At 31.2% G+C, this 25077-nt stretch carries 15 protein-coding genes; 2 read left to right on the top strand and 13 right to left on the bottom strand.

What is annotated here, in order from left to right; all coding sequences use genetic code 11:
• The first annotated feature begins 50 nt into the window (after window positions 1–50).
• Window positions 51–3365: a VCBS repeat-containing protein gene (locus L3J60_RS02555; protein ID WP_291973917.1), complete on the top strand. Its 3315-nt coding sequence runs from the start codon at window positions 51–53 to the stop codon at window positions 3363–3365.
• 43 nt (window positions 3366–3408) lie between these two features.
• Window positions 3409–3861 carry a hypothetical protein gene (locus L3J60_RS02550; RefSeq protein WP_291973916.1) on the top strand — a complete coding sequence of 151 codons (453 nt, stop codon included), beginning with the start codon at window positions 3409–3411 and terminating at the stop codon, window positions 3859–3861.
• Here L3J60_RS02550 and L3J60_RS02545 read toward each other — a convergent pair.
• From L3J60_RS02545 to L3J60_RS02485, 13 genes are read right to left on the bottom strand one after another with little or no spacing between them, the layout of a single operon-like run.
• Window positions 3858–4805 (bottom strand): hypothetical protein, encoded by a 948-nt coding sequence (locus L3J60_RS02545; RefSeq protein WP_291973915.1) that lies wholly within the window; start codon window positions 4803–4805, stop codon window positions 3858–3860. The genes L3J60_RS02550 and L3J60_RS02545 overlap by 4 nt on opposite strands.
• Window positions 4798–6126: an asparagine synthase-related protein gene (locus L3J60_RS02540; RefSeq protein WP_291973914.1), complete on the bottom strand. Its 1329-nt coding sequence runs from the start codon at window positions 6124–6126 to the stop codon at window positions 4798–4800. The genes L3J60_RS02545 and L3J60_RS02540 overlap by 8 nt, the downstream gene beginning before the upstream one ends.
• Before the next feature lie 28 nt (window positions 6127–6154).
• Window positions 6155–7822, bottom strand: coding sequence for a CRTAC1 family protein (locus L3J60_RS02535; RefSeq protein WP_291973913.1), 1668 nt, complete (start codon window positions 7820–7822; stop codon window positions 6155–6157).
• A complete protein-coding gene (locus L3J60_RS02530; protein ID WP_291973912.1) occupies window positions 7822–11385 on the bottom strand; it encodes an FG-GAP-like repeat-containing protein in 3564 nt (1187 codons plus the stop codon). Before L3J60_RS02530 ends, L3J60_RS02535 begins: the two co-directional genes overlap by 1 nt.
• A gap of 40 nt (window positions 11386–11425) precedes the next feature.
• Window positions 11426–12526: an ABC transporter substrate-binding protein gene (locus L3J60_RS02525; protein WP_291973911.1), complete on the bottom strand. Its 1101-nt coding sequence runs from the start codon at window positions 12524–12526 to the stop codon at window positions 11426–11428.
• On the bottom strand, window positions 12523–13383 hold the full coding sequence (gene aroF, locus L3J60_RS02520) for a 3-deoxy-7-phosphoheptulonate synthase (RefSeq protein ID WP_291973910.1): 861 nt from the start codon (window positions 13381–13383) through the stop codon (window positions 12523–12525). Before aroF ends, L3J60_RS02525 begins: the two co-directional genes overlap by 4 nt.
• Before the next feature lie 55 nt (window positions 13384–13438).
• Window positions 13439–14713 carry an ABC transporter substrate-binding protein gene (locus L3J60_RS02515; protein WP_291973909.1) on the bottom strand — a complete coding sequence of 425 codons (1275 nt, stop codon included), beginning with the start codon at window positions 14711–14713 and terminating at the stop codon, window positions 13439–13441.
• Between the two features lie 6 nt (window positions 14714–14719).
• Complete coding sequence (locus L3J60_RS02510) at window positions 14720–15304, bottom strand: Rid family hydrolase (RefSeq protein WP_291973908.1); 585 nt, start codon at window positions 15302–15304, stop codon at window positions 14720–14722.
• Between the two features lie 52 nt (window positions 15305–15356).
• Window positions 15357–16466 carry a hypothetical protein gene (locus L3J60_RS02505; RefSeq protein WP_291973907.1) on the bottom strand — a complete coding sequence of 370 codons (1110 nt, stop codon included), beginning with the start codon at window positions 16464–16466 and terminating at the stop codon, window positions 15357–15359.
• Window positions 16467–16475: 9 nt separating this feature from the next.
• Complete coding sequence (locus tag L3J60_RS02500) at window positions 16476–18494, bottom strand: cytochrome D1 domain-containing protein (RefSeq protein WP_291973906.1); 2019 nt, start codon at window positions 18492–18494, stop codon at window positions 16476–16478.
• Between the two features lie 8 nt (window positions 18495–18502).
• The gene (locus L3J60_RS02495) at window positions 18503–19915 is read right to left on the bottom strand and encodes a hypothetical protein (protein WP_291973905.1); all 1413 of its coding nucleotides are present in this window, start codon (window positions 19913–19915) and stop codon (window positions 18503–18505) included.
• Between the two features lie 7 nt (window positions 19916–19922).
• Complete coding sequence (locus L3J60_RS02490) at window positions 19923–21638, bottom strand: CRTAC1 family protein (RefSeq protein ID WP_291973904.1); 1716 nt, start codon at window positions 21636–21638, stop codon at window positions 19923–19925.
• Window positions 21639–21682: 44 nt separating this feature from the next.
• Window positions 21683–24994 (bottom strand): VCBS repeat-containing protein, encoded by a 3312-nt coding sequence (locus L3J60_RS02485; protein WP_291973903.1) that lies wholly within the window; start codon window positions 24992–24994, stop codon window positions 21683–21685.
• Window positions 24995–25077 lie beyond the last annotated feature (83 nt).

The raw sequence follows: 25077 nt of genomic DNA, 5'->3' as shown, positions 1-25077 counted from the left end.
TTTACGAAGGGCTTTTTTTTTGTAAATTACTAGCGAATTAATAAGTGCAAATGAAATTTGTTTTACCTACATTATTATTGAGTTTTTTATTGTTTTCCTGTCAAAAAACATCTTCCAAAAAATATTTATTACAAGAATTAAGTGCAACACAAACTGGCATTAATTTTGAAAACAAGCTTCACGATACTCCAAAACTAAATATATTAACTTATTTGTATTATTATAACGGTGCTGGTGTGGCAGCAGGCGATTTTAATAATGATGGGCTTGTTGATCTGTATTTTATTGGTAATCAGGTTTCCAATAAATTTTTCTTAAATCAAGGAAATTTAAAATTTAAAGATGCTACTTTACAAGCTAATTTAAAGGGACAACAAGGTTGGTCATCAGGAGTAACAGTTGCGGATGTTAATGGCGATGGTTGGTTAGACCTTTACGTGTGTCAAGTAGCTGATAAAAAATGGTTTGATGGAGCTAATCAATTATATATCAATCAAGGATTAAACAAAAATGGAATTCCTTTTTTTAAAGATGAAGCCAAACAATATGGATTAGCTATTTCCTCCTATTCTAATCAAGCAACTTTTTTTGATTTTGATTTAGATGGAGATTTAGACCTATTTTTAATGAAAAACCAATCGGTTCATCCAAGTGCCACCTTCGGTCGTTTTAAAAGACATATCAGCGATGCTCCAGCTGGTGATAAATTATTTAGAAATGACAACGGACATTTTACTGAAGTAACTAAACAAGCAGGTATATTTAGTAGTTTAACAGGTTATGGATTAGGTTTAGCAATTTCAGATTTTAATCAAGATGGTTGGCCAGATATTTATGTAGGTAATGATTTTTTTGAAAATGATTATATGTATCTAAACCAAAAAAACGGTACTTTTTCCGAACAAATTTCAAAGGATTTTACAAAATTAGGACATACCACTCATTTTTCTATGGGTAATGATGTAGCAGATTTTAATAATGATGGTTTTACGGATATTTTATCAGTGGATATGCTACCAGAAGATCGTTCTACCTATACTGCTTCTGGTACAGAATATGAATATGAACACTACAATCGGTTTTTAAAAAATGGATATGCTCCACAATATATGCATAATAACCTCCATTTAAATTTGGAAAATGGCAATTTTAGTGAAATCGGTTTTTATGCTGGAATTACTAACACCGAGTGGAGTTGGGCTCCTTTATTTGCCGATTTTGACAACGATGGATTTAAAGATATTTTTATTAGCAATGGAATTTACGGAGCTACAAACAATATGGATTTTATAAATTTTATTTCTACTAAAGAAAATCAAAGATTGATTAATAATGGAATGACCACTAAAGACATGGGATTAATTAATAAAATTCCAAAGATAAGTACACCAAATTATATTTTTAAAAATACTAGAAATTTAGGTTTTAAAAAAATGAATGGCCAATGGCTTACAACAAAATCAACCTTCAGTAATGGTGCAATTTACGCAGATTTAGATAATGATGGGGATTTAGATTTGGTGGTTAATAATTTAAATGAACCTAGTTCGATTTATAAAAACACAAGCAAAAGTAAATCTTATTTAAAAATACGTTTCCACGGTTTATCTAAAAACACAAAAGGTATTGGAGCAAAAGTAACCTGTTATAACAAAGGTAAATTACAATATGCTGAAAACTTTACTACTCGTGGTTATTTATCCTCTGTTCCTCCTGAATTACATTTCGGATTTGATTCAATTAAACAAATAGATTCACTTAAAGTTATTTGGCCAAACCAAAAAATACAAATCTTAAAAAAGGTAAAAACCAACCAAACGTTAATCTTAAATGAACAAGAATCTAAACCAAATTCAACTTTTACTATTAAAAAACAACATGCTGAATATTTAAAAAATATTCCATCCATACTAAAATACAAGGATTCCGATTTCCCCTCCTATGGTTTTGCACGAGAACCTTTAATCCCTTTTATGCAATCTAATTTAGGTCCACATATCTCAATTGCTGATGTAGATAAAAACGGATTTGAAGATGTTTTTATTGGTGGGGCAAAACAAAAAAAGTCAAGTTTATACTTTCAAGATAGTAGTGGGCATTTCACCAAAAGCATTCAACCAGATTTAGATATAGATTATCATAAAGAAGATACCGATAATATTTTTGTAGATGTTGATAATGATGGGGATAAAGATTTAATTGTAGTTAGCGGTGGTGATGAATTTATTTCTGGTGAAAACTTAGAACCTCGTTTATATCTCAATACCAAAGGGAAATTTATAAAAAAAGAAGATGCTTTTAAAACTATTTTTGTGAATGCTTCAACAGTTAAAGCAACGGATTTTGATAATGATGGTTTTATAGATTTGTTTATTGGAAGCAATTCAAAACCTCAACATTATGGTATTGTTCCAAAAAGTTATCTTTTCAAAAACGATGGCAACAACCATTTTATTGATATTACAAATACTTCAGCTAAAGCACTTTTAAATATAGGTATGGTGCAGGATGCTACTTGGCAAGATATAAATAATGATGGTTTTGAGGATTTAATTTTGGTAGGACATTGGATGCCAATAACTATACTAATAAACAATAAAGGGAAATCATTTCATATTCAAAAAAATAATGGTCTAAAATTTACAAATGGGCTATGGAATTGCATTGCTAAAGCAGATTTTGATAATGATGGCGATATGGATTTTGTAATTGGCAATTGGGGAGAAAATACTTTGTTAAAAGCTTCAAATAGGCAACCTGTTAATTTATATGTTTCGGATTTTGATAATGATGGCGTTTTGGAACCATTGATAACCTATCATTATAAAAATAAAGAAACATTATTAGCAACACATGATGCTTTGTTTAAACAAATGCCCAATTTGAGTGAAAGATTTAAAACATATACCAATTTTGCTATGGCTGATTTCAAAACCATTTTCAGTAAATCACAACTTCAAAAAGCTAAAAAACAACAACTTTATAATCTTTCAAGTTCTTATATAGAAAATTTAGGAAATGGAAAATTTAAAGTTTGCCGTTTGCCAAACATGGCTCAATGGTCAAGTATTCAAACACTTTTGGTAGATGATTTTAATAATGATGGTTACCCCGATGTACTAACTGCGGGAAATTTATACGAGGTGAACACACAATTTAGCCGTTTAGATGCTTCACACGGCGTATTGCTTTTAAATGATAAAAAAGGAAACTTTAAAACCTCTATTGATATTAATAAAAGTTTTAATATTTCTGGACCTGTACGCAGTATTAAAAAGATAAAAATTAACCAATCTTCCTATTACATGATAGGAATAAATAATGATAGTTTACAAATGCTAAAAAAAATTACTAAGTTTAAATAGCTAATTTTAGGATTATAAAAAACTGAACTTAAATACTAAAACTATGTATGCAACTCATTTACATTTAATGCTAACCCATTTTCCAATTGTGGGAATACTTATAGGAATAGGAATCCTAATTTATGGAATGTCTATAAAAAATGATAGTGTTAAAAAAGTAGCATTAACCCTATTTATAATTTCAGGTATCTTTACAATTCCTATTTATTTTACAGGAGAATGGTCAAAATTAATCGTCGAAAAACTTCCAGGGATTTCTGATGACTTTATTAAAAGTCATGAAGCCATTGCAATAAAAACCACTTTTTTGACAAGTATTTTATTACTGTTATCCATTATTAATTTAGTTGCAATAAAAAAACAATTAGTTTTTGCAAAACAACTTTTAGTAGTTACCTTACTTTTTTCAATAGTGACATTTGCTTTTTTTGCTAAAGCTGCAAATTTTGGAGGAGAAATCAGACATTCTGAAATTATTGAACATCAAATAAATTAATTACTACAAGAGCATGTAACTTTTTCAATTACTCTTTGATTTATGTTGATATTTGTTATTCGTTCTATTCTTTCATTTAAACATGTATCGCAGTTTGAAAATAATTGTAAATCCCAAACATCCGCAAAAACATTTCCTTTATTTTGATTGACACCATATTCTAAAACATTTTCTAAAGATTGAATAGTAGGTACGCTAAAATCACCTTTTTTCTGTAAAAAATCCATAGCACCATTTCCTGCTCTAATAGGAATAATAGTACAACTTTCAATTCCTGTTTCAAAAGCGAAATCTATAGATTTTTTTGCCCAATAAACGCCTTCATTTTCTGAAAGAAAAGGAGGCCTCAGCAATATAAAGGCTCTAGATTTTATATTGTTTTTTGAAAGAAACGCAACAGAATTCTTAAAATCATCCAAAGTCATTTGTTTATTTAATTTTTTGATAACTTCAGGATGAACAGTTTCTAAACCAATTGCTACTTCCAATTTAGCATCAAGTAAATCATTAAAATGTAAACATCTTTTATTGATGAATTTTGGATGACTTTCAACAATCACAGTTTCAAAATTACTTAATAGTGAAGCAATTTTTTCATAATCTTCTTCAGGAATTGCCTTTTTATCAAAAAAACTACCACTGTTATACAACTTTAAATGCTTAACCTTTGGTATTTTTGCTAAAGCCCATTTAATTTGATTTGGAATGGCTCCAATAGGAACAGATTTATCCGTTGTGTTTTTCCATAAATCGCACATTAAACAATGAAAAGGGCACTCCTTATTGGTTAAAAAGATAATTCCTATATCTTCTATATTTCCAGAAGAAGTGCGTTCTTTTTCGATAAGCCAAGCATACGGTTTTTGAGGATCAACAAGATTTTTTTTACCACGTTTTGAAACAATCCACTTGGTATTTATTTTAATATCATTAATTTCATTCATACTTAGATAGAAACGCTTTCCTGTAATCTATCTCTTTTTCAGGAAATTGTCTGTTAAAATCTGATAGAGAAACTGTTCCGTGTTGAAAACGTCTTTTTGGGAACACAGGCATATCCATACCTGTTATGGCTTTTACTCCCATAGCTACAATTTTACCTTTTAACTCATATAATTTTTCGTGATCCCAATTAGTCATTTCAATATAAGGGATTCCCTCAGAAATATCAATAACATTTGGCAAGGTATAAGGACTAAATCCTTCAAAATTCAGTGAATCTGAAGGTGAAAATGTACGCATATAACCGCGGCTCAATCCACCTGAATACGTTAAAGAATGTTTGATGGATTCTACACCCCAGCCTTCGTGATATAACATTAAATTATTAAGTACGCTTCGTATGGTTAGTTCTGGATTTTCTTCAATTGGATAATCTTTAAGATTTTCATCACCACCATCGCCATCAATCATATATTTCCAATCTGGATAACGAGATCTAATTCCCTGTAAAAGTGATAAATTCATGGTAGCTGATTGTATGTCTAGTGGTTTATAATCTTCAACCACATTTATGGCTTCTTTCCAATTTAAGTCTTCATATTTTAATTCAACTGGTTCTAAAAATAATTCTAAATTTAAATCTGATAAAAATTTTCGAGCCTGAATTAAATCTGCTCCATCTCCATCAATAGAAAGTGTAAAAGCTTTTAATCTTGATGGGCTTTCACCTAATTCCTTCAACGCATAATAAGTTAATAAGAAAATGGAACCGCTATCAATTCCAGCAGAAAAAGTAACGCCAATTGGTCCGGTTTTAGCTCTAAATTGTAACCATTTTTTAATTTCATTATAAACAGAACCGATGTAGTCAGTTGCTATTTGCTCAATATTTTCAGGTTTAAATTTGTTGCGTTGTGGTGTGAAAAATCGGCTGTAAACAGGATTAGGATCTGGACAACCTAATAATTCAATTTTTGTAATATAATGTGCAGGTACCAAACGAGTGTATGAAGGATGAAACTGATTATCCATACCTTCTTTTTTAAGATATTCAAAAATGGTGTCAATACGTTCTGCCAACACTAATTGTGGTCCAGCAGCTCTTTTTGCAATAAAATAACGCAATGGTCTTCCAATTGACCTTGCCATTCTAATGGTTTTACCTTCCACAGAAACCAGGGCAAATTGCCCATCTATTTTCCGAACAGCTTCAACATCGCCTGATTTAACAACGTTAACAGCTTCATCATGCGTCATATTATAGATGACATTTTTTTTAGGATTTGTTAAATCCACGACTTTACTAACATACATACTATTCATATTCCTTGCTTTTATTAATCAATATTTTTTAATTTTTTATAATTCCTTTACCCTGAAGTATGGTAATGTAATGATTGGCTACAATATTTTTATAAACTTCTTTTGTGCCATCAGACCAATTAATTTCAAGTGTATCAATTTGATTCTGTTTGCCTAATCCAATATGCAATCGTGGGTCGCTATTAGAAAGGTAACCTGTTGTCCATTGATTAATTAGTACTTGCTTTTTATTTTCTGTGCTAACAATAACTTTTGCTGCAATAGTAGAAGCCTGACCCTCTTTTCCCTTCAGAATTAACCCAAGCCAATGGTTTTTATTTCCACCATCATTTCTTAAAAGTGATGGCGTTGCTATTTTATCAAGATGAGAAATAATGATGTCCATATCACCATCATTATCAAAATCCCAAACTGCTAATCCACGACCAGACCGTTTGGTTGAAAAGTAGGAGCCATATTCTGCACCAACATTTCTAAAATGTCCTTTCCCATCATTTTCTAGTAATAGGGGATATTGTAATTTAAGCACTTCAGCAGTTCCATTGGTGGCAACTATATCCAAATCTCCATCGTTGTCAAAATCAACAAATGCAGTTCCCCAGCTTCCTTTACCTGATATCGCTTGTGCCACGCCACTTTCTTGAGTAATATCTTTGAATAAACCGTTGCCAAGGTTTTTATATAGAGCTCCATACCTTAAATCTGCAACAAGTATATCAATCAATCCGTCACCATCAACATCGCCAATAGTTGCATGCATAGAACCTGTTGGGTCACCTTGGCTATTTGCGGCTACACCACTTGCTACGCCAACATTTTTAAATGTCCCATTTTCATTCTTAAATAAAAAATTTAACTGATGGTCATTGGCTTGAAAAATATCCAAATCACCATCATTATCATAATCATAAACCGTTAATCCCATACATTTTGAATCAGGGTAATACAAGCCCTCTTTTTTAGTAACATCCACAAATTTACCATCCTTTTGCTGTTCGTATAACATAGATGCTTGACCTTTATATTCTGATGGATGTGGCATCATTCCAGGAGTTTGCGTAGAAATATATTTTGGGTCAAACGCTAAAAAATTACCAACCATAGCATCTAATCTTCCATCTAAATTATAATCGAAAAATGAAACACCAATACTCCATTTTGTAAAACCATTCAATTTATCTGGTCCTTGTAAACCTAACTTTGAAGTGATATCAGTAAAAGTGCCATTCCCGTTATTATGATAAAAAACATTTGGTCCATAATTTAACACATACAAATCTTGAAAACCATCATGGTCTAAATCAATGGCTCCGGCTGCCTCTCCCCAATTGTTTCCTGCTAACCCTGATTTTTGAGTAACTTTAGTAAAAGTACCATTTCCATTATTTTTGTATAATTCATTATGGTAGTTCTGATACTTTTTGCCATCCGCATCTGAAATGCCTTCAAGATATTTTCCGTTTAGCAAATACAAATCCATAAAACCATCATTATTATAGTCAAAAACAGTTACGCCAGAACCACTACTTTCTAGAATATTTACATAGGAATCATCGCCAAAAGTGTAGTTGAAATCTATCCCTGCTTTATGGGTTACATCTGTAAATTGTATTTTAGTTTTTTGAGCAATCAATAAAGTAGGAATACAAAAAAATAACAAAACATAAAATGAATTTTTAAAATTAACTTTTGACATTAGTTTACTTTTTTAATTGAATTTTTAAAATTATCAGTATTTACAACTCTAGTATTATACTTGTTTTGATACTTTATAAGTTCTGGATTATTTGGATATACATCTTTTTTAGAAGGCGGATAGCTTGACATACCGTGAAAAGGAAGTGGCAACACTTTATTTCCAAGTGCCGTATTTATATCACCATCTTTTACCCAACCAACGCTATGAATTAAAAAATCTCTTTTCCATCCTTTTTTTAATTTTGGTAAGTTTTTAGTATCAAATGTAATAGAGGTTTCATCACCTGCATTAGAAATAATATATTGATTATCTGATTCCGTTAATAGCGGTTTTACATCGCCATAACGGGTGTAATTTCCTGATAAATCTCGCCATTTTGTATTTTTATCTACAGTGTAATAATCAAACCAATGAGGTCCGTATCTTCCTCCTTTTCTATAACTTTTAGAAAATCCTCTATAATGAATATCAGCCGAATCAATATTTAAAGCTGTTGTGTTTAAAGAACCCTTTACATTTTCATTGGAAAAGAATATTTGATCCCAATATATTTCCATATTGGTTAAAATACGAACTCTATGATCCGATGAAAGGAATTTCCCTGTTAAATCTGCAATTACCGTTTTATTTTTCCCCATTGGAAAACCTAAATTATTAATTACGGTTTGCCATTGTCCTTTTTTATTAATTACTTGGATTATAGGCAGTGAACTCTTTAGTTTATCCGATTGTGAAAGCGCAACATTTATACTAGCATCCGTTGGAAAAATCCAACCGTTTAGAAAAATAAATAATTTATCCTTATAACCTGCTTTACCAGGATCTAGAATTAAATCATGCATTGTTGTTACCCCTTGATATTTTCCGGATTCAAAATTGTGTACATATTTATTATCTTTTTTTACAATAAAAGGTAGCAAATCGCTTCCTTTAGAATCTGTAACTGAAACAGGAAAATATTTTTTTTGAACCTGATATATTTTTAATCCAGGAAATGGTGGTGGAGAAAATTGTTCTGGAACATAAATAGCTATAGAATCAGGATGATCAACTGCTAGCAGCTGTATTTTATCAATATAAATAGTTTCCCAAAGTTCAGAAGTTACTTGAATGGAATATTTACCATTTTTTGGTTTTAACAAATTGCCATTTATTTTAATATAATCATCCGATGCATTAGGGAAAGCTCGTTTCATATTTCCTCCCATAATGCCAAGTGGCATACCTAATGCACTCCTCCAAATTATATCTTTTGCAAACACATATTTTTTACCATTCCAAGTATATAAAAACGGACAAGAGCCTTTTAGAGTTTGAGCTTCAATAAGTGCTTGATCAGCACCTGGAAGAAAAATGTTTTGAGGAACGCCATTAGTCCAAGTAATTCTAATGATATCTGCTTTTGAACGATTTCCTAAACCAAAATGAACATTTTGATTAGTAACTACCGAAGTTTGATAAAGGTTTCCTGAACGCATTTCAACTTTTGCACCAATTCCAAAATAATTATTTTTTGCACTTCCAGCACGTAAGCCAACCAATTTCATATTTACATAGTGATTAATATTACCACCATCATTTCTTAATAAAGAAACTCCTCCATTTATTCTAGCAATAACTACATCAATATCTCCGTCATTATTATAATCAAAAAGTGCTATTTCATTTCCGTCTTTTATAGATGCTGGCAATAAATTTGAAACATCTTTGAATTTTCCATTTCCATTATTATGATAGAGCAATACACCACGACTATCCTTTTGTTTTGATTTTCCAGCAATTATAATATCTAGAAAACCATCATTATCAAAATCAAAAAATTTAACGTCGAAAGCATGGATATTATTAAGTGCTGAAAACATGTTTTTTGTTTTTACAGCTTCAAAACTTCCATGACCTAAATTGCGATACAATGTACTATTTTCTCCGTTAAGTGAAGTTATAAACATATCCAAAAAGCCGTCGTTATTATAGTCTCCAACGGCTACAGAAGTAGAATTATCATTATTTTTAAGTCCGCTTATTTTAGTTATATCCTTAAAAATACCTTGTCTTTGGTTACTGTATAATCTATTATTAGCATTTTTATTTACAACAATAAGATCTATGTCTCCGTCGTCGTCAAAATCGCCAAAAGCCGCATCTGAAGTGTTTTCATTATCCTCACCAGCTACACCCATTTTTTTTGCTTGTTCTAAAAATGTACCATCGCCATTATTTCTGAATACTAAGTTGGACTTTTCAGTTGCTTCAAATAAATCGAGATCTCCGTCATGGTCAATATCAAAAAACAATCCTTTATTACCATCTTTTTGACTTCCAATTTTAGACGTATCAGTTATATCTTTAAAAATTCCTTTTCCAAAATTTCGATATAATTTATCCCCATCATTACTAACAATATATAAATCTAAGAATCCATCATTATCAAAATCTGCAAAGGTTGCAGATGCCTCTTTACCACATTTTTTGATACCTACATTTTTAGCAACATCCTTAAAATTAACCCCATCGTTATTAAATAAATAATGCTTGTAGGTTGATGAAGTAGCATCGTAAGTACTTATATAAAGATCCGTATTCCCATCTCCATTATAATCAGCTGCCACAACATGCGTTGAATTTTGAAATTTATTGTTTGTATTATCTATTAATTTTGGAACAATATCTAATCCCGCAGATGAAGTTATTTCTGTAAATTTAATTGCATCAAGAATATCACTATTTTTTAAAGTATGCGTTTCGGATTGTTGATCAAAAGTGATTAGAGGAAAACCTACCAATGCACCACCGGGACCTTTTAATTTTTTCATTCCTTCTTGATAAGGAAAGCTTAGTTTTAAATAATTGTTAAAAATTGTAAATGGTATGACTGCTGCTTTTGAATCCTGTTTTTTTAGTAAGGAAAGTGTTTTACTAAAGAAAGGAATAGCCTCTTTTGGAAACGCTGGAAATTGTTTTCGTGCAATTTCTAATTTTTCTATTGCTTTATCATTATTCCCTTCGCGGATATATATATCAATCAAATTAAGCAGTGGGACTAAATTTCCTGGTGCCTTTTCAACAAGATGAAGAATGTATTTTTTTCTTTGTTTTTTTGATTCAACATTAGCATCTACAGCATATAATTCAGAAAGTTTATACAGTATTTTTAAATGATCTGGATCTAATTTTAGTGCATCAACAAGTACTGAAATGGCTTTTTTACGTTCATCATTCATCTGATAAACGGTTGCTAATAATAATTTTACATTGGCATCCTTTGGGTCGATTTTAATAGCTTTAAAAAGTTGTTTTTCAGCATCAACATACTTCCCCATTCTTAAATAGGTTAATCCTAAATTAGCGTATCCCAGCTTTTCTTTTGGTGCCAACTTTATAAACTTAAGGAATTCTTTTTCTGCCTTTTCAAGTTTAAAATCTTCAAGATATCCTAAACCCAAAGTTCTTGAACTCATCAAATCAATAGATTTTTGTTTCCTCTCTTTTTCAGACTCCTTACAGCTAAATAGTGTAATTGAAAAAATTGTGACTAAAACATAAATTAAAATATTTTTCATACATTCAAAATTAAGAAATAAAAAGAATAACTATTTAAATTCATTTTTTAATAATAATAGGATTCCCATTTTCAATTTCTATTAAGCCAGCAGCGTTTTTTCGATTTCCTTTATCATCAAATTGAATTAATCCTGTAACACCTTTGTAATTAATGTTTGAAAGTTCTTCTTTAACTTTTGTACGATTGGGCCAAGAACGTTTAATAGCATTAATAAGCAAATTTATACCATCATAGGCATAAGCAGCAACAGCACTTGGGGCTTTGCCATATTTTTGTCGGAATTTATTGTTAAATATAGAGTTTTTTGAATCAAGCCAATTTCCTGTTGACACTAAAATAGTATGGTTGTATTGCGATAATTTTACCTTATCAAAAGCATTTTCTCTGAAAAACGCTAATGTTCCAAAAATAGAAATATTTTTTTTGAAATTTTGAATTAAATTTAGAGAAGAAGAAGGATTATCTAAAAACACAATGGATTGAATTTCAGCATTATTAATTTTTGTTATTAAACTATTAAAATTTAAACTTGAACTATTATAAATAAACTGCATAGGTTCTGGTTGACCCATTGCTTGAGTTTCTTTTAAAAATGTTTTAAAAGTATCATTAGCATCAAAACTTTCGCTAGAAACTATAGCAATTTTAGTCAACTTTCTTTTTTTATAAATTTCTTCAACTAAAGCTTTTACTTGTTGATTATCATTTGGTACACAGCTAAAATACCAAGGAATAAAAGCTTGTGAAAGTGTAGGATCCGTTGCCCAAGAAGATAAATAAACCACATGAGTTTTGGATATTACCTGTTCCACTAAATGAGCATTTCTTCCATCATGAGCCCCCATTATTGCCCAAACATTATCCTTAAAAATTAAGGCTACCGCTTTACTAGATCCTGTTCCCCAAGAACCTTTTAAAGAACGAATGATTAATTGAAATGATAGCCCTTTTTTACTGTGTTCTTTATTTGCTTTATTAATTGCCATTTCTGCTCCGAACTTAGCTTCAGTAGCTTTACTATTTGGAATTAAAAGTCCTATTTTAATGAGTTTATTAGAGGTTAATTTTTCTTGTTGAGAAAATACATCCTGAACAAATACTAATAAACTTAAACTTACTATGAAAAAGGTTTTGTTCATAAAATAGTTCTGCCGACAGCCTTGGCAATTTTTCCCAAATCAACCATAAGCTCTGAAAATTCGTTAAGTCGAAGCGATTGATTTCCATCACATAATGCTATTTCTGGTTTATAATGTACTTCCATAATAAGGCCATCAGCACCAGCAGCAACAGCCGCTTTTGCCATAATAGGTACCATCCATCTTAAACCTGTTCCATGACTTGGATCTACAATAACCGGAAGATGAGTAAGATGTTTTAACATGGGCACAGCACTTAAATCGAGTGTATTTCTTGTTGAAGTTTCAAAAGTACGTATGCCTCTTTCACAAAGTATTACTTGATTGTTACCTTGGCTAAGAATATATTCTGCCGCATTTAAAAACTCTTCAATAGTTGCCATCATACCTCTTTTAAGCAAAACAGGTTTTTTACTTTTACCGACTTCTTTTAAAAGTGGAAAATTTTGCATATTACGTGAGCCTACTTGTATTAAATCGGCATATTCTGATACTAGTTCAACTTGCCTAGTATCCATTACCTCAGTTACTATTGGTATATCTAATGCTTTATTAACTTGACTAAGTAATTCTAGTCCTTCTTTACCTAGACCTTGAAAACTATAAGGAGATGAGCGTGGTTTAAATGCACCTCCTCTTAATATTTTAGCACCACTAGCTTTTACCGATTTAGCAGTTTCAAATAGTTGCTCCTTGTTTTCTACAGCACAAGGGCCTGCGAAAATCACTACTTCTTTTCCGCCTACTTCAATTCCACTAACATTAACAATGGTTGTTTTTTGATTTTCTAATTTACCTACTTGTTTTGGAATAGTAATTTTAACATCTTCTAATTTATTACATGAAATAGTTTCCATTTTGCCTTAATATTATAATTAATAAGTTTCCTTTTTAATTTATTGTTTTTTTCTATCAAAATTTTGGAACAGGGGAAAACTTAAATTTTCCATTTTCTAATTTTGACATAAAAATATCTCCAATATCGTTGCCACTTTGGTCTAGAATAATTTTACCCGTAACTCCCTGATATCCTTGAAATGTTTTTAAATCCATGAGAATATCTCGTATCAAAACTCTATTGAGACCCACTTTTTGAATAGCTTTAATAATTAAACTCATTCCATCGTAAGCATGAGCGGCAAAAACATCTGGTGCTTCACCAAAATTTTTGAAATAATTTTTTTGAAACGATTTTAATTTCGAATTATTTGCATTTGGATTATATGGACTTGTACTCACAATTCCTTCAGCATTTTTACCAGCAATTTTAATAAATTCGGGAGAAACCACTCTATCGGAAGCATAAACGGGTTGTATCATCCCTAATTTTCTAATTTGATTTAAAATAAGGGCAGATTCTTTTGCATTTCCCCAAATAAGAATACCATCTGGAGCTATTCTTTTTATATTATCTAGTTGCATTTTAAAATCGGTATCTCCATCGTCAAAGCGTTCTTCTATCATTACAGGATGTCCTAATCTAACTGCAACATTCATATACTCCATAATGCCAACCCTACCGTATCTACTGTTCGTTCTAATAACTGCTATACGTTTATGACCCATCTTTTCATAAATGTAGGACGCTAATGCATAACTACTTTGGCGATCATCACTAATCACCCTAATTAACCAAGGGATATTAGTTTCTGTAAAAGTTGGATCGGGATCGCCTGTATTTACCATCATCATCTCCATTTTTAAAGTTGCTCTTAAAGCCACGTGGGAAACAACATCATTAATAGAGCCTAACCAAACCCAATCTTTTTCATCATTCATTTTTACAACTTCATTTGCAGCAGCTCCCCATAAACCAACATCATTATGTACCATTAATTTAAATGGAATTCCCTTATAACCGCCTTTATCATTGGCTTCTTTTATTGCCAAATTAGCTCCATTTAACATTTGCTTTCCAAGAGATACCAAATCAGATCCTTCTAAAGGGCCAAGAAATCCTATTCTTACTTCTTTAAGACCTTTAGGTGGTAATTTTTCTCTACCAGCTCCTAAAAACGGAACCGATTCAAGAAAAAAGTACTTATAGGCTTTTTGAAAATTATTATAAGGAAAAATTTTATTTGGCGTTTTGCCATACATTAATTTTTTTTCTTGCCCTTTAACATTTGTATGCTGAAATAATAGTAACAACAAAAACATTACCAATAACCTATAATTACGTATCATAATTTTTTACTTTTTTTTACAAATAGCCCAAACTTCTATTTCAACAAGAAGCGTTTCCCAACAAAGTCTAACTTGTATTCCTGTACTTGCAGGTAATGGATCAAGTTTTAACCACTTATAAAAGCTGGTACGAATTTTATTAAACTCGGCATAATCTCTTTCAATATCTCTAAGATAATTAGTTGTTCTAACCACATCATGCCAAGACATTCCTTCTGCTTCTAAAAGATTGGTAATATTCACATAGGTACGCCAAAGTTGTGCGTTAAAATCACCTATATGTTCTGGTTTTCCTTCTTCATTTACACTAGCAGTACCTGAAATTAATAATACTTTATAATCTCCTAAATCAAGACGCAAAGCTCTTGAAAATGAAGAAGGTTTTTCATAATTATAGGCTTCATTTATAGTATTGGGAGCGTGAGTTACAAATTTTTCTATTGGTGGTCTTTCATTATGAATGGAAGGATAGATGGATTCTATAATTTTATTATCCTCCGATAAAATTCCCAGTTTTTTCATTTCAACCTGTTCTCCTTCAGTAAGCTTTGACAAGTCTATTAATAGTTTTTCATTATCTATGGTTTCCATAATTTTATCTATTTATGTTATCTTTTAAGATATATTTAATTTGTATTAACTTTTATTTTAATAATTCACCTCTACTAACTCCTCTTGATGTGGCTAGCCAAATAGTGTGATTACTAACATCCACTCCGAGAACAAAATTATGCGAGATGGATGGAATCATTGCTAATTCTGTTTTTTTGGTTCCTACTATTATAGTGGCTTTCCCGTTTTTAGAACTATTGTTAGTTGTATAGTTTACCCAGTTTTTACCATCTGTAGTACTAAGCCCTTTATCTGTACATAGGTATGCTATTGACCCTACGGCTCTAACATAATTGATAAAGTTACTTGTTAATCCACTATCATGGTCAAAATAACCTTTCCAATGCACACCATCATATCGGCTTAATCCAAAGTAGGTAGCAACCCATAAATATCCATTTGCCCATGAGGTACCTGTAGTTATATCATGAACTAGACCATCATCAGGAAATAAATCTATTTCCATTTTACCATCGGGATCTGTGTAATCTCTAAATTTTTTGGTTTTTTTTGTATATTCTACAACGCCACCTCCCCAAGCTGCAATAAATATTTTACCGTCTCCTTCACAAACACCATAAGTCCAAGGTTCATGCATTGGGGCATTTTGTTGGGTAAATATTTCCCATTGTTTCGTATAAGTATCGTATTTCCCAGCACCTCCTCCTGTGGCTACCCAAACATCTTTAGCGTCACAAATAACAGCATAAATGAGATTGTTAGGCATACCACTATTTAATTGTGTAAAGTTTTCAAATTTACCAGCGGACCATCGTGTTAATCCACCCATAGTACCTAACCAAACATCTCCTGTTAATTTACTTACATCAATGGCTAAAACGCCATTATGAGCAAGCCCGTCTTTTATGGTATAGGTTTTCCACTTTCCGTTTTCATAAACTGCAAGTCCTTTATTTGTTCCAACCAAAACACGTTTACCGTCTATTCTAACACAATAAGTTTTATTGCTTGGCAAACCATCGTTTGAGGTAAAATTTTTCCAATGCCCATAAATGGGCATTTTATTTTGGTTGGGTTTTTTATTTTGGGCACTTAAATTATAGCTTAATGTTCCAATTATAAAAACAACAATTATCATTGCTGTTAATTTTGTTTGTTTTATAATGTCTGTTTTTTTCATACTGAAATTTTAAAATGAAGCGTGTTGTGTTTTTAAACTTGACTTTTCATAATTAGAGCCTCTAAGTGATTTTAAATAATTAACCAAATCATTTAATTCAATTTTAGATAAATCATTAACCCTTCCATGATTATCATCTCCACCATAAACGGTCCATATTTCTTCTAATGTTTTTGCCCGACCATCGTGCAAATATGGGGCTGAAGCATAAATATTATTTAGGTTTGGTGTGTCAAATAAAATGGAGTCATCTGTTTTTGATAAAGTACCTACATCTTCTAATTTTAAATTGGTATAATATGGACTTGGATGACACGTTACACAGCGACTTTTTTTTGGAATAACTTTTCCTAAATTATCCACCGAGCGATTAAATATTTCTTTGCCTCGAAGTTGAGATTCCGTTAACTTTCCATCCTTATTATACATTAAATTCGGAGGTAATTTTATACCCGTTTTAATATAGGCAACTAATGCATCAAGGTCTTCATAATTAAAAGATTCAGTTCTTGTTAGAAATTTGGAAAAGCGCATTCCATCTTGTTTATAAACAGACTGATTTTTCCCACTCCATTTATATGGAGGTGTATCCGCAATTTCTCTAAGTGAAATTACATTTACAATATTTCTCCCCATCGATGCAAAGTTATATTCAAGTCCATCTTCATGATTATCTGGGTGACAGGTATAACAGGCATATTGGTTTTGGAATGTATGTGCAGCGTTATTAAAAAGTCTTCGTCCTTTTCTGGCTATGGTTATTCGTTTGGGTCCACCGAGATCAATAGTATATATTTTCTCAAGCGTTTCGGTATTTATTACGCCTATTTTATCATCTAGCATTTCTGCAACATAAAGCAATTTGCCATTTGGTGAAAGTGCAAGACCTTTTGGAACTGCTCCTGTTTTAATTCTTTTAGTTACAAAACGGCTACTAGTTCCAAGATTGTTAGCTAACCTTTTAAGCATTTGAGGCGAAGTATTTGCTATTATATTTCTTATAGAATCAAGATTAACAACAGAAATATAATCTACCCCAGAACTTGAAAGAAATGCCTTTTTGCCATTGGGAGAAATAACAACATCAAATAAAGAAGAATAATATGAATTAGGTTCATCAATTAATAATTGTACCACTTTACCATTGGGTTTTTGTTCTATAATGCCAATGCCATCGTTCATCATCCATCCACGTTCAACTTGTATGGCTGGAACTAAGTTTTTAGGTCTGGTTAATGCTGTTAACGCAAGGTCTCCTGATGGTGTAAAAGCAACGTTTTCCATCAAGTATGCATTATTCATACTTATGTACTTTTTAAGTTTTTGAGTACTATCATTAACTACTGTAAAATCACTAACCAAAGGTTCTCCATAGGCAACGGGATTTTGTCTTCTGCTCGTAACATATAGTTCTTTACTAACCTTAGAAAGTGCTATTCCTGTTGGATTATTCCCTGTGGAAAATCTATTTATTTCTTCTTTAGTTTTAAGATTGATTACAGATAAGTTTGACCCAAAAGCATTTACTGCATACAAAAAATTCCCATCAGCACTAAGCGCAAGTCCAGCGGGGCCATTTCCGGTTTTTAAACTGTCTACAACTTTGGAAGATGCCAAATCAATAACTGATACATTATCGGACCATTGGTTACTTACATAGGCAATTTTTCCATTTTCACTAAGAATAACACTATGTGGATGAATGCCAACTTTTATTTTATGCAATACATTTTTTTTATCAGCGTCAACTACTAGCAACTCATTAGCATCTTGTGCAATTACAAATAAACGACGTCCATCTTTTGATACCGTTAAATTAAATGGAGATAAATAATCTTCGTTTATCAATTTTGAAATAAATCCGGTTCGTTGCGTGTAATAATGACATGAAATACAAGATAGTGGATGGTTTTGAACAGCAGTTTCATAATTAACGTGTTCTCTTGCTAATTTGCGTCCAGGAAAATAAATAATTAATCCTAAAACAAGCAATGTCCCAATAATCACTAATAATTTAGTAGCCTTCATATCTTTATTTAATGCATCCTTTTTTTATTAACTTCTTTTATCTGTTCTGGCAAAAGTATAGGTGCTCTTCTAACGGATAAAGGTTGCCTGTTTTCAGGAACCTGTTCTCTGTTTTCATGACATCCAATGCAACCTCTTCTTTCGCTTGGGCGTAAATACAACCAACTACTTGGACCATTTACCACTTGCTCTTTATTATCAATTGTTTGAATTTGGAAAGGCGTATTTGCTGGCACTTTTAAATAAAAAGAACCATCTTTTTCAACAGTAACTTTTCCAAGTGAAGCATCCATCCCTAAAATTTCTATTTTAACCGCTTTTGAAATTTTATCTGGTGAATCTAAAAAATTAATATTCTGACAAACAATCAATCCAGTTTTTGATTTTAAATTCACTTCACTAGGTAAATTTCTTGGTCTGTTATGTTTTTTAATTAAAATAGCATCAAGTAAATTTAAAGTGTCATTTTTATAAATAAGTTTCCCAAGCTTTTTAGTTTTTGAATTAAATTCATAAAGAGCATAAGCATTGCTTTTTGACTCACGATAAGATACAAGTAAAGTATCACCTTTTAATTGAGAAACAGTATAAAAATCACCTTTAATCTCTTGGGTTAAATTAACGCTACTATGTAAAGGACGATTATATTTAATAGACATAATATCACCTGTTTTCTTATTGGAACTAGACTCTATAAAAACAACTTTTCCTTTGGTAGTTTCAAAGCCACGACTTTTAATAACACTTCCTTTTGCACCTTTATAAAACAGCTCTTCTTTAGTGCCATCTGGTCGTAAAACCATAAACATAGCCTCTTTTTCCTTTGGATAAATTTCGCTACTAATTGTTAAAATTCTACCATCTTTCAACACTGTTGATGCAAAATTTATTGTTGGATTATATGTGATTTGACTAATATTAGTTCCATCAAGATTGCCAGTAAATAGCGGAATACCCTTTTTTGAAATACTATCTGAATCAATTTCACTAAACACAAACCGGTTTTCAGGTAAATAAGTAGGATCTATACAATTTTTTGAAGAAGTTGTTATTTGATGTGCTTTTAAATTTTCTAAATTCATTTCCCAAATTTGCCACAAGTCATTTTTAGATTTTTGTGCAGTGAAAAGCATTGATTTACCATCAAATGAAATTTGAGGAGTACAAGCAGCATAAAAATTATTGGTAAGTACTTTTACGGGCTTGTTGACCCTATTAGGATTTAATAATACAATTTTTGATTTAGAGAAATATCGCCAAGAATTTCCATTATAATAATTAGCATTTTGCAAGTTTTTAGGAACTTGAGTTGCTACTATCATGCCTTCCATTGTAGTTTCTTTACAGGATGTAAAAAAGAAGCTAGAGAAAATAATGACTAGAATAGCTAAGAAAACTTTATTTAGTATTTTTCTTTTCATTAAAAACTTATTTTGGTTCGGTTACATTCAGTATTTGATTGGCTTTAAGATTCTTTAAAACTTGAAATTTTCCTGAAGGCCATTTTATTTCTATGCTATCTACCTTATCACTTTTTAAAAGTCCGAAATGTAGCCTTGGATCATTTTGAGATAAATAACCTGTTGTACTTTTTTTCTGAGCAGTTTGGACAATTCCACCAGCAAAAAGTTTAATTCTTGCTCCAACACCATCTCTATTGCTTTTTTGCCCAATCAAATTCAGCTCAATCCAATTATTTTTATTGCCTTTATTATTTCTTAAAAACACACCGATACTATCTAAATTTTCTATATAAATATCAATATCACCATCATTATCATAATCTCCAGCACAAGCACCACGACCAACATATTCTTCTTTAAAATAAGCACCTCTATCTACTGAAACATCTTTAAATTTTCCATTACCTTGATTTTCATATAATTGATCTTCCTGCCCGTAAGCATGCTTTAACTCACCATTTGTTTTAAAAATATCTGGGTCACCATCATTGTCATAATCAATAAAAGATGAGGACCATCCTACAAATTGACCAGAGGCTACAGAAATTCCGGAGGAATACGATTTATCACTAAAAAGACCATTTCCTAAATTCTCATAAAGTGAGCAATAATTATCATCTGATACAAACATATCTAGCAATCCATCTGCATTATAATCGGCAAAATCAACTGACATACTTATAGTGGCTTCACCAGCTTGACTAAATCCTGTACCCGACATGGTTCCCCTATTGGTAAATTTTTTGCCACCATCGTTATGCCATAAATAATTTACGGTATGATCATTAGCAACATAAATATCCACAAAACCATCATCGTCATAATCTGCTGCGCCAACGCCCATGGCTCTTCCATCAATATCAACAATACCCATTTTTTTGGTAACATTTTCAAAAGTACCATCGCCATTATTGTGATATAACACATCAGCTTGACTGTCATAAGCTAGTGGACCTGGGAAACCATCTGGTGCATAATAATATTTGTAATTTGGATCAAAATTCAAATAATTTCCAACATAAAGATCAAGTAGACCGTCATTGTCATAATCTAACCATACAGTGCCCACACTGCAATCTTTACCTCCTCCAACATTCGCTTTTTTAGTGATATTTGTAAAAGTACCATCACCATTGTTTTTATAAAGCACATTTGGACCATAATTACTTATGTAGATATCTGGATAACCATCATTATTGAAGTCTCCAACTGTAATACCCATGCTATAAAAAGGAAAATCGAGCCCAGATTTTTCTGTAACCTCTTCAAAAGTCCCATTTTTTAAATTGTGGTATAAATGATTATGAGGTAATTTTGATGGTTTTTTACTTTTACTAAAGCCTTTTATCCAAGTGCCACTACAAGTAAATAAATCCATATAACCATCTTGATCATAATCTAAAAATGCCGCACCACCGCCAACAGATTCAACTATATTATTTATATCATCATCACCAATGGAGTGTGCTGCATTTAACCCAATTTGTTGACCAATGTTTTGGAAGTAATCATTATTAGCTTTAGGTATTTTTGCAACTGACAGTTGTTTTGATTTAGAAGCAGATTTGTTATTAGATTGACATCCTGAAATTATCCCCAATACAACAAAAAGAAAGGCAAAATATTTGAGTTTTTTTAAATTGTTTGAAGCATTCTTGTAAACGAGAACTAGGTACTTCATTTTTATTGAATTTATATCTTAATATGAATTATTTTAAATATCTGTTACTTTTTTGAAAATGATTTAATTACATTTAAACTACCTCTATTAGAGGATGTTATAATATATTTTTTGTTGTCTTTTGTTTTTATAGAAATCATATCTTTTACATCACCTGGTGCATAAAAACCGCTTTTTTCTCTAGAAATAGCTTTAAAATGACCTTTGCCATCTCCTTTTAAAAACAAACCAATACTGGAGTCATTTCGTGGAGTTTCTATTTCAGATTCGTAAAGATTTCCTGCGATAACACAATCAAGATTTCCATCACCATCATAATCATTTACTAACGTTTTATTTATGGATGATAATTGGGCTAAGTTAGGCAGCTTTTTAAATTTAAATTTACCATTTCCTAAATTTTCTAAGTAGCCACTAGCAAAATTTTTGGCTTGATAATGCAAGGCGTTTTTTAATTCGTCTTTGCCGTAAACTTCGGTAACATCAGCAACCGAAAATTGATTATAGCTAGGGAATTTCTTAGCAACTTCAGAATTTTGTTGTGATGAGCAAGAACGACCTCTTACCGGATATAATTTACCTTCGTTGTAATAACTTAAAACAATATCAAGAGAACCGTTGTTGTCGAAATCTTTTGCATATACTTCAAAAGGTTCTTTTATAGTAGCTTTAGATTTATAATTTAAACCAAGGTTTCCAACAATATAATCCATATCACCATCTTTATCAAAATCGCCTTGAGCGATACTTGACCACCAGCCAGTTGAATTTTGCAAATTAGCTTCTTTGGTTTTATTCACAAATTTATTGCCGTTGTTTTCAAATATTGAAATAGGCATCCAGTCTCCAATTACAATTAAATCGAGTTTTTTATCATTGTTATAATCGGTCCAAATAGCATCTGTTACCATTCCCAACTTTGTATATTGAGGAGCAACTTTTTCTGTTACATCTGTAAAAATACCTTTTCCATTATTTTGTAAAATATAACTCTTGGCTGGTAATGGATATTTTCCTGGAACAACTCTACCACCCACAAATAAATCTACATCGCCATCATTATCAAAATCAGCAGGTTTAACCACTGAGCCACTAGTATTTACAATTGGTAGATTATTGCTTTTTGTAAAAGTCCCTTTGCCGTTATTTAAATACAATCTATCTTGTAAATAAGGTGAGTTTATATTAAATTCATAGCTGCCGCTTACCACATATAAATCTTGATCACCATCACCATCTGCATCAAAAAAGGCGGCACCCATATCTTCGAATTTTTTATCTTCATCAAACGCTTTATTTATCGCTAATTTAAAAGTACCATTGGTTTGTTGTAAAAATAAAGCACTTGCAAAACCTGAACCATTTCCAATAAAAATATCATCTAATCCATCATTATTTACATCGGCTTTTGCCATTTTTGGTCCTAAATTTGAAAAACTATAAGGTAATAATGGTTGTTTAAGATAATCATCTGATTTAACTTCTTGATGGGTAAAAGAAATTAGATTTTCTGCAGTGATGTTTCTAAATAATTTTGTTGTTTTTTTAGTGGCTTTTGACTGATTTTCAACAGCCTCTTTATAATTTAAAATATAAACTTTATCGGTTTTAAGATTCGTCAATAATTGCGATTTTCCATCAGGCCAAACAACACTTACACTATCTACTTTTTCTAAATTTCCTAATCCAAAATGAATGAAAGGTTCTACAGAAGATTGAAATCCACGAGTTAAATACAATTCTTGAAACTGTATTTTACTTTTATTTTGAATTTTAATTTTAGTGCCTAATCCATTTAAATTTGATTTTGGACCATTTAACTTAAATCTTAAATAATGATTTTTATTGGTTTCATTATCTCTATTCTTATAAATGGTAGCAATAGAATCAATATTATTAATAACAATATCTAAATCGCCATCATTATCTAAATCGCCATAAGCCATTCCATTTGAAAAGCCTTTTAAATTAAGTCCCCATTTTTTGGAAACATCTGTAAATGTTAAGTCTCTATTATTTTTAAAAGCATAATTTTCAATTTTTTCAGAAGGAATATTTTTGATATCATCCATAGATAATTTTAAGAAACGGCTCTTTTTTTGAAGTTGCTTAAAATAATCGGTATTATTAACATCACGACGTGAACCATTGGTTACATATATATCTTTCCAACCATCATTATCTAAATCAGCAAATAAGGCAGACCAACTCCAATCTGTTGACGAAATACCTGCAATTCTAGAGGTTTCACTAAACATTAAATTCCCTTTAGCATCTAATCCTCTATTTAACTGAAGGCTATTTTGCATATATTGATAGTGCATGCCATCGTTTACAATTTCCCAAAAAGATTCTAAATTCATCCCAGACATATTTGCTTTTAATCTTCTGTTATCTGCAGCAGTCATATCTAGTTGAACCATATCTAACCAGCCATCATTATTATAATCGCCAACATCAGAGCCCATTCCGTATAAGGTAATATGTTTAAAACTTTCTTTCGCCATTTCCTTAAAATGACCATCTTTTGTGTTTATATAAAAGTAATCGGGTGAAGTAAAATCATTGGAAACATAAATATCAGGCCAACCATCTTGGTTAAAATCGCCAATACTAACACTTAAGGCTAATCCAAAATTTAAAATCCCCGCTTCTTTGGTAACATCTGTAAAGGTATTATTACCATTATTTCGATATAAATGATCAGATTCTTCTAAGGTGGGATTATCCATTTTCCTCTTATAAAACACAATAGGTGCACTAGTTTTATTTGGTGGATAATTTGCCACATAAAGATCTAAATCTCCATCGTGGTCATAATCTATAAAACTTGCTTGTGTAGAATTTCCATTATCGGCAATTCCATATTTTTCTGCTTCTTCAGTAAAAGTTAAATCTCCATTATTAATGTATAATTGATTTTTTCTGTTTTGAGTTAATCCAGAAACACTGACATATATATCCAAAAAACCATCATTATTAATATCAATCATGGTTACTCCTGTATTCCATAATTTATTTCCAGCTAAGTTTGCTTTAGCAGTAATATCCTCAAATTTTAAATGACCTTTGTTAAGATAGAGTTTGTTTGTATTTTGATTTGAGGTAAAGAAAATGTCTTGAAGTCCGTCATTATTTATATCACCAATAGACACTCCACCACCCATGTAGATATATGGAAATTTAAAATAATTTAAGCTATCGGATTCCGTAACAATATTGGTAAAATCGACTCCTGTTTGTTCAGGAAGTTCAGAGACAAACAAGGTCCTTTTACTTGAAGGTTCCGAAGAGTTACAGGCTACAAAAAAAGAAAATAAAATTAATAGAATTCCTACCGGTTTCACTACGCTCATTTATAATTAATTTTAGGCACAAATTTAATTAAAATTACTCGATAAAACCTTGCTATTCCTTTCTAATAAAGGCTTTTTAATCT

This window comes from Lutibacter sp., assembly GCF_021647475.1.
Classification (GTDB): domain Bacteria; phylum Bacteroidota; class Bacteroidia; order Flavobacteriales; family Flavobacteriaceae; genus Lutibacter.
This window is presented reverse-complemented; position numbering and strand designations above follow the sequence as displayed.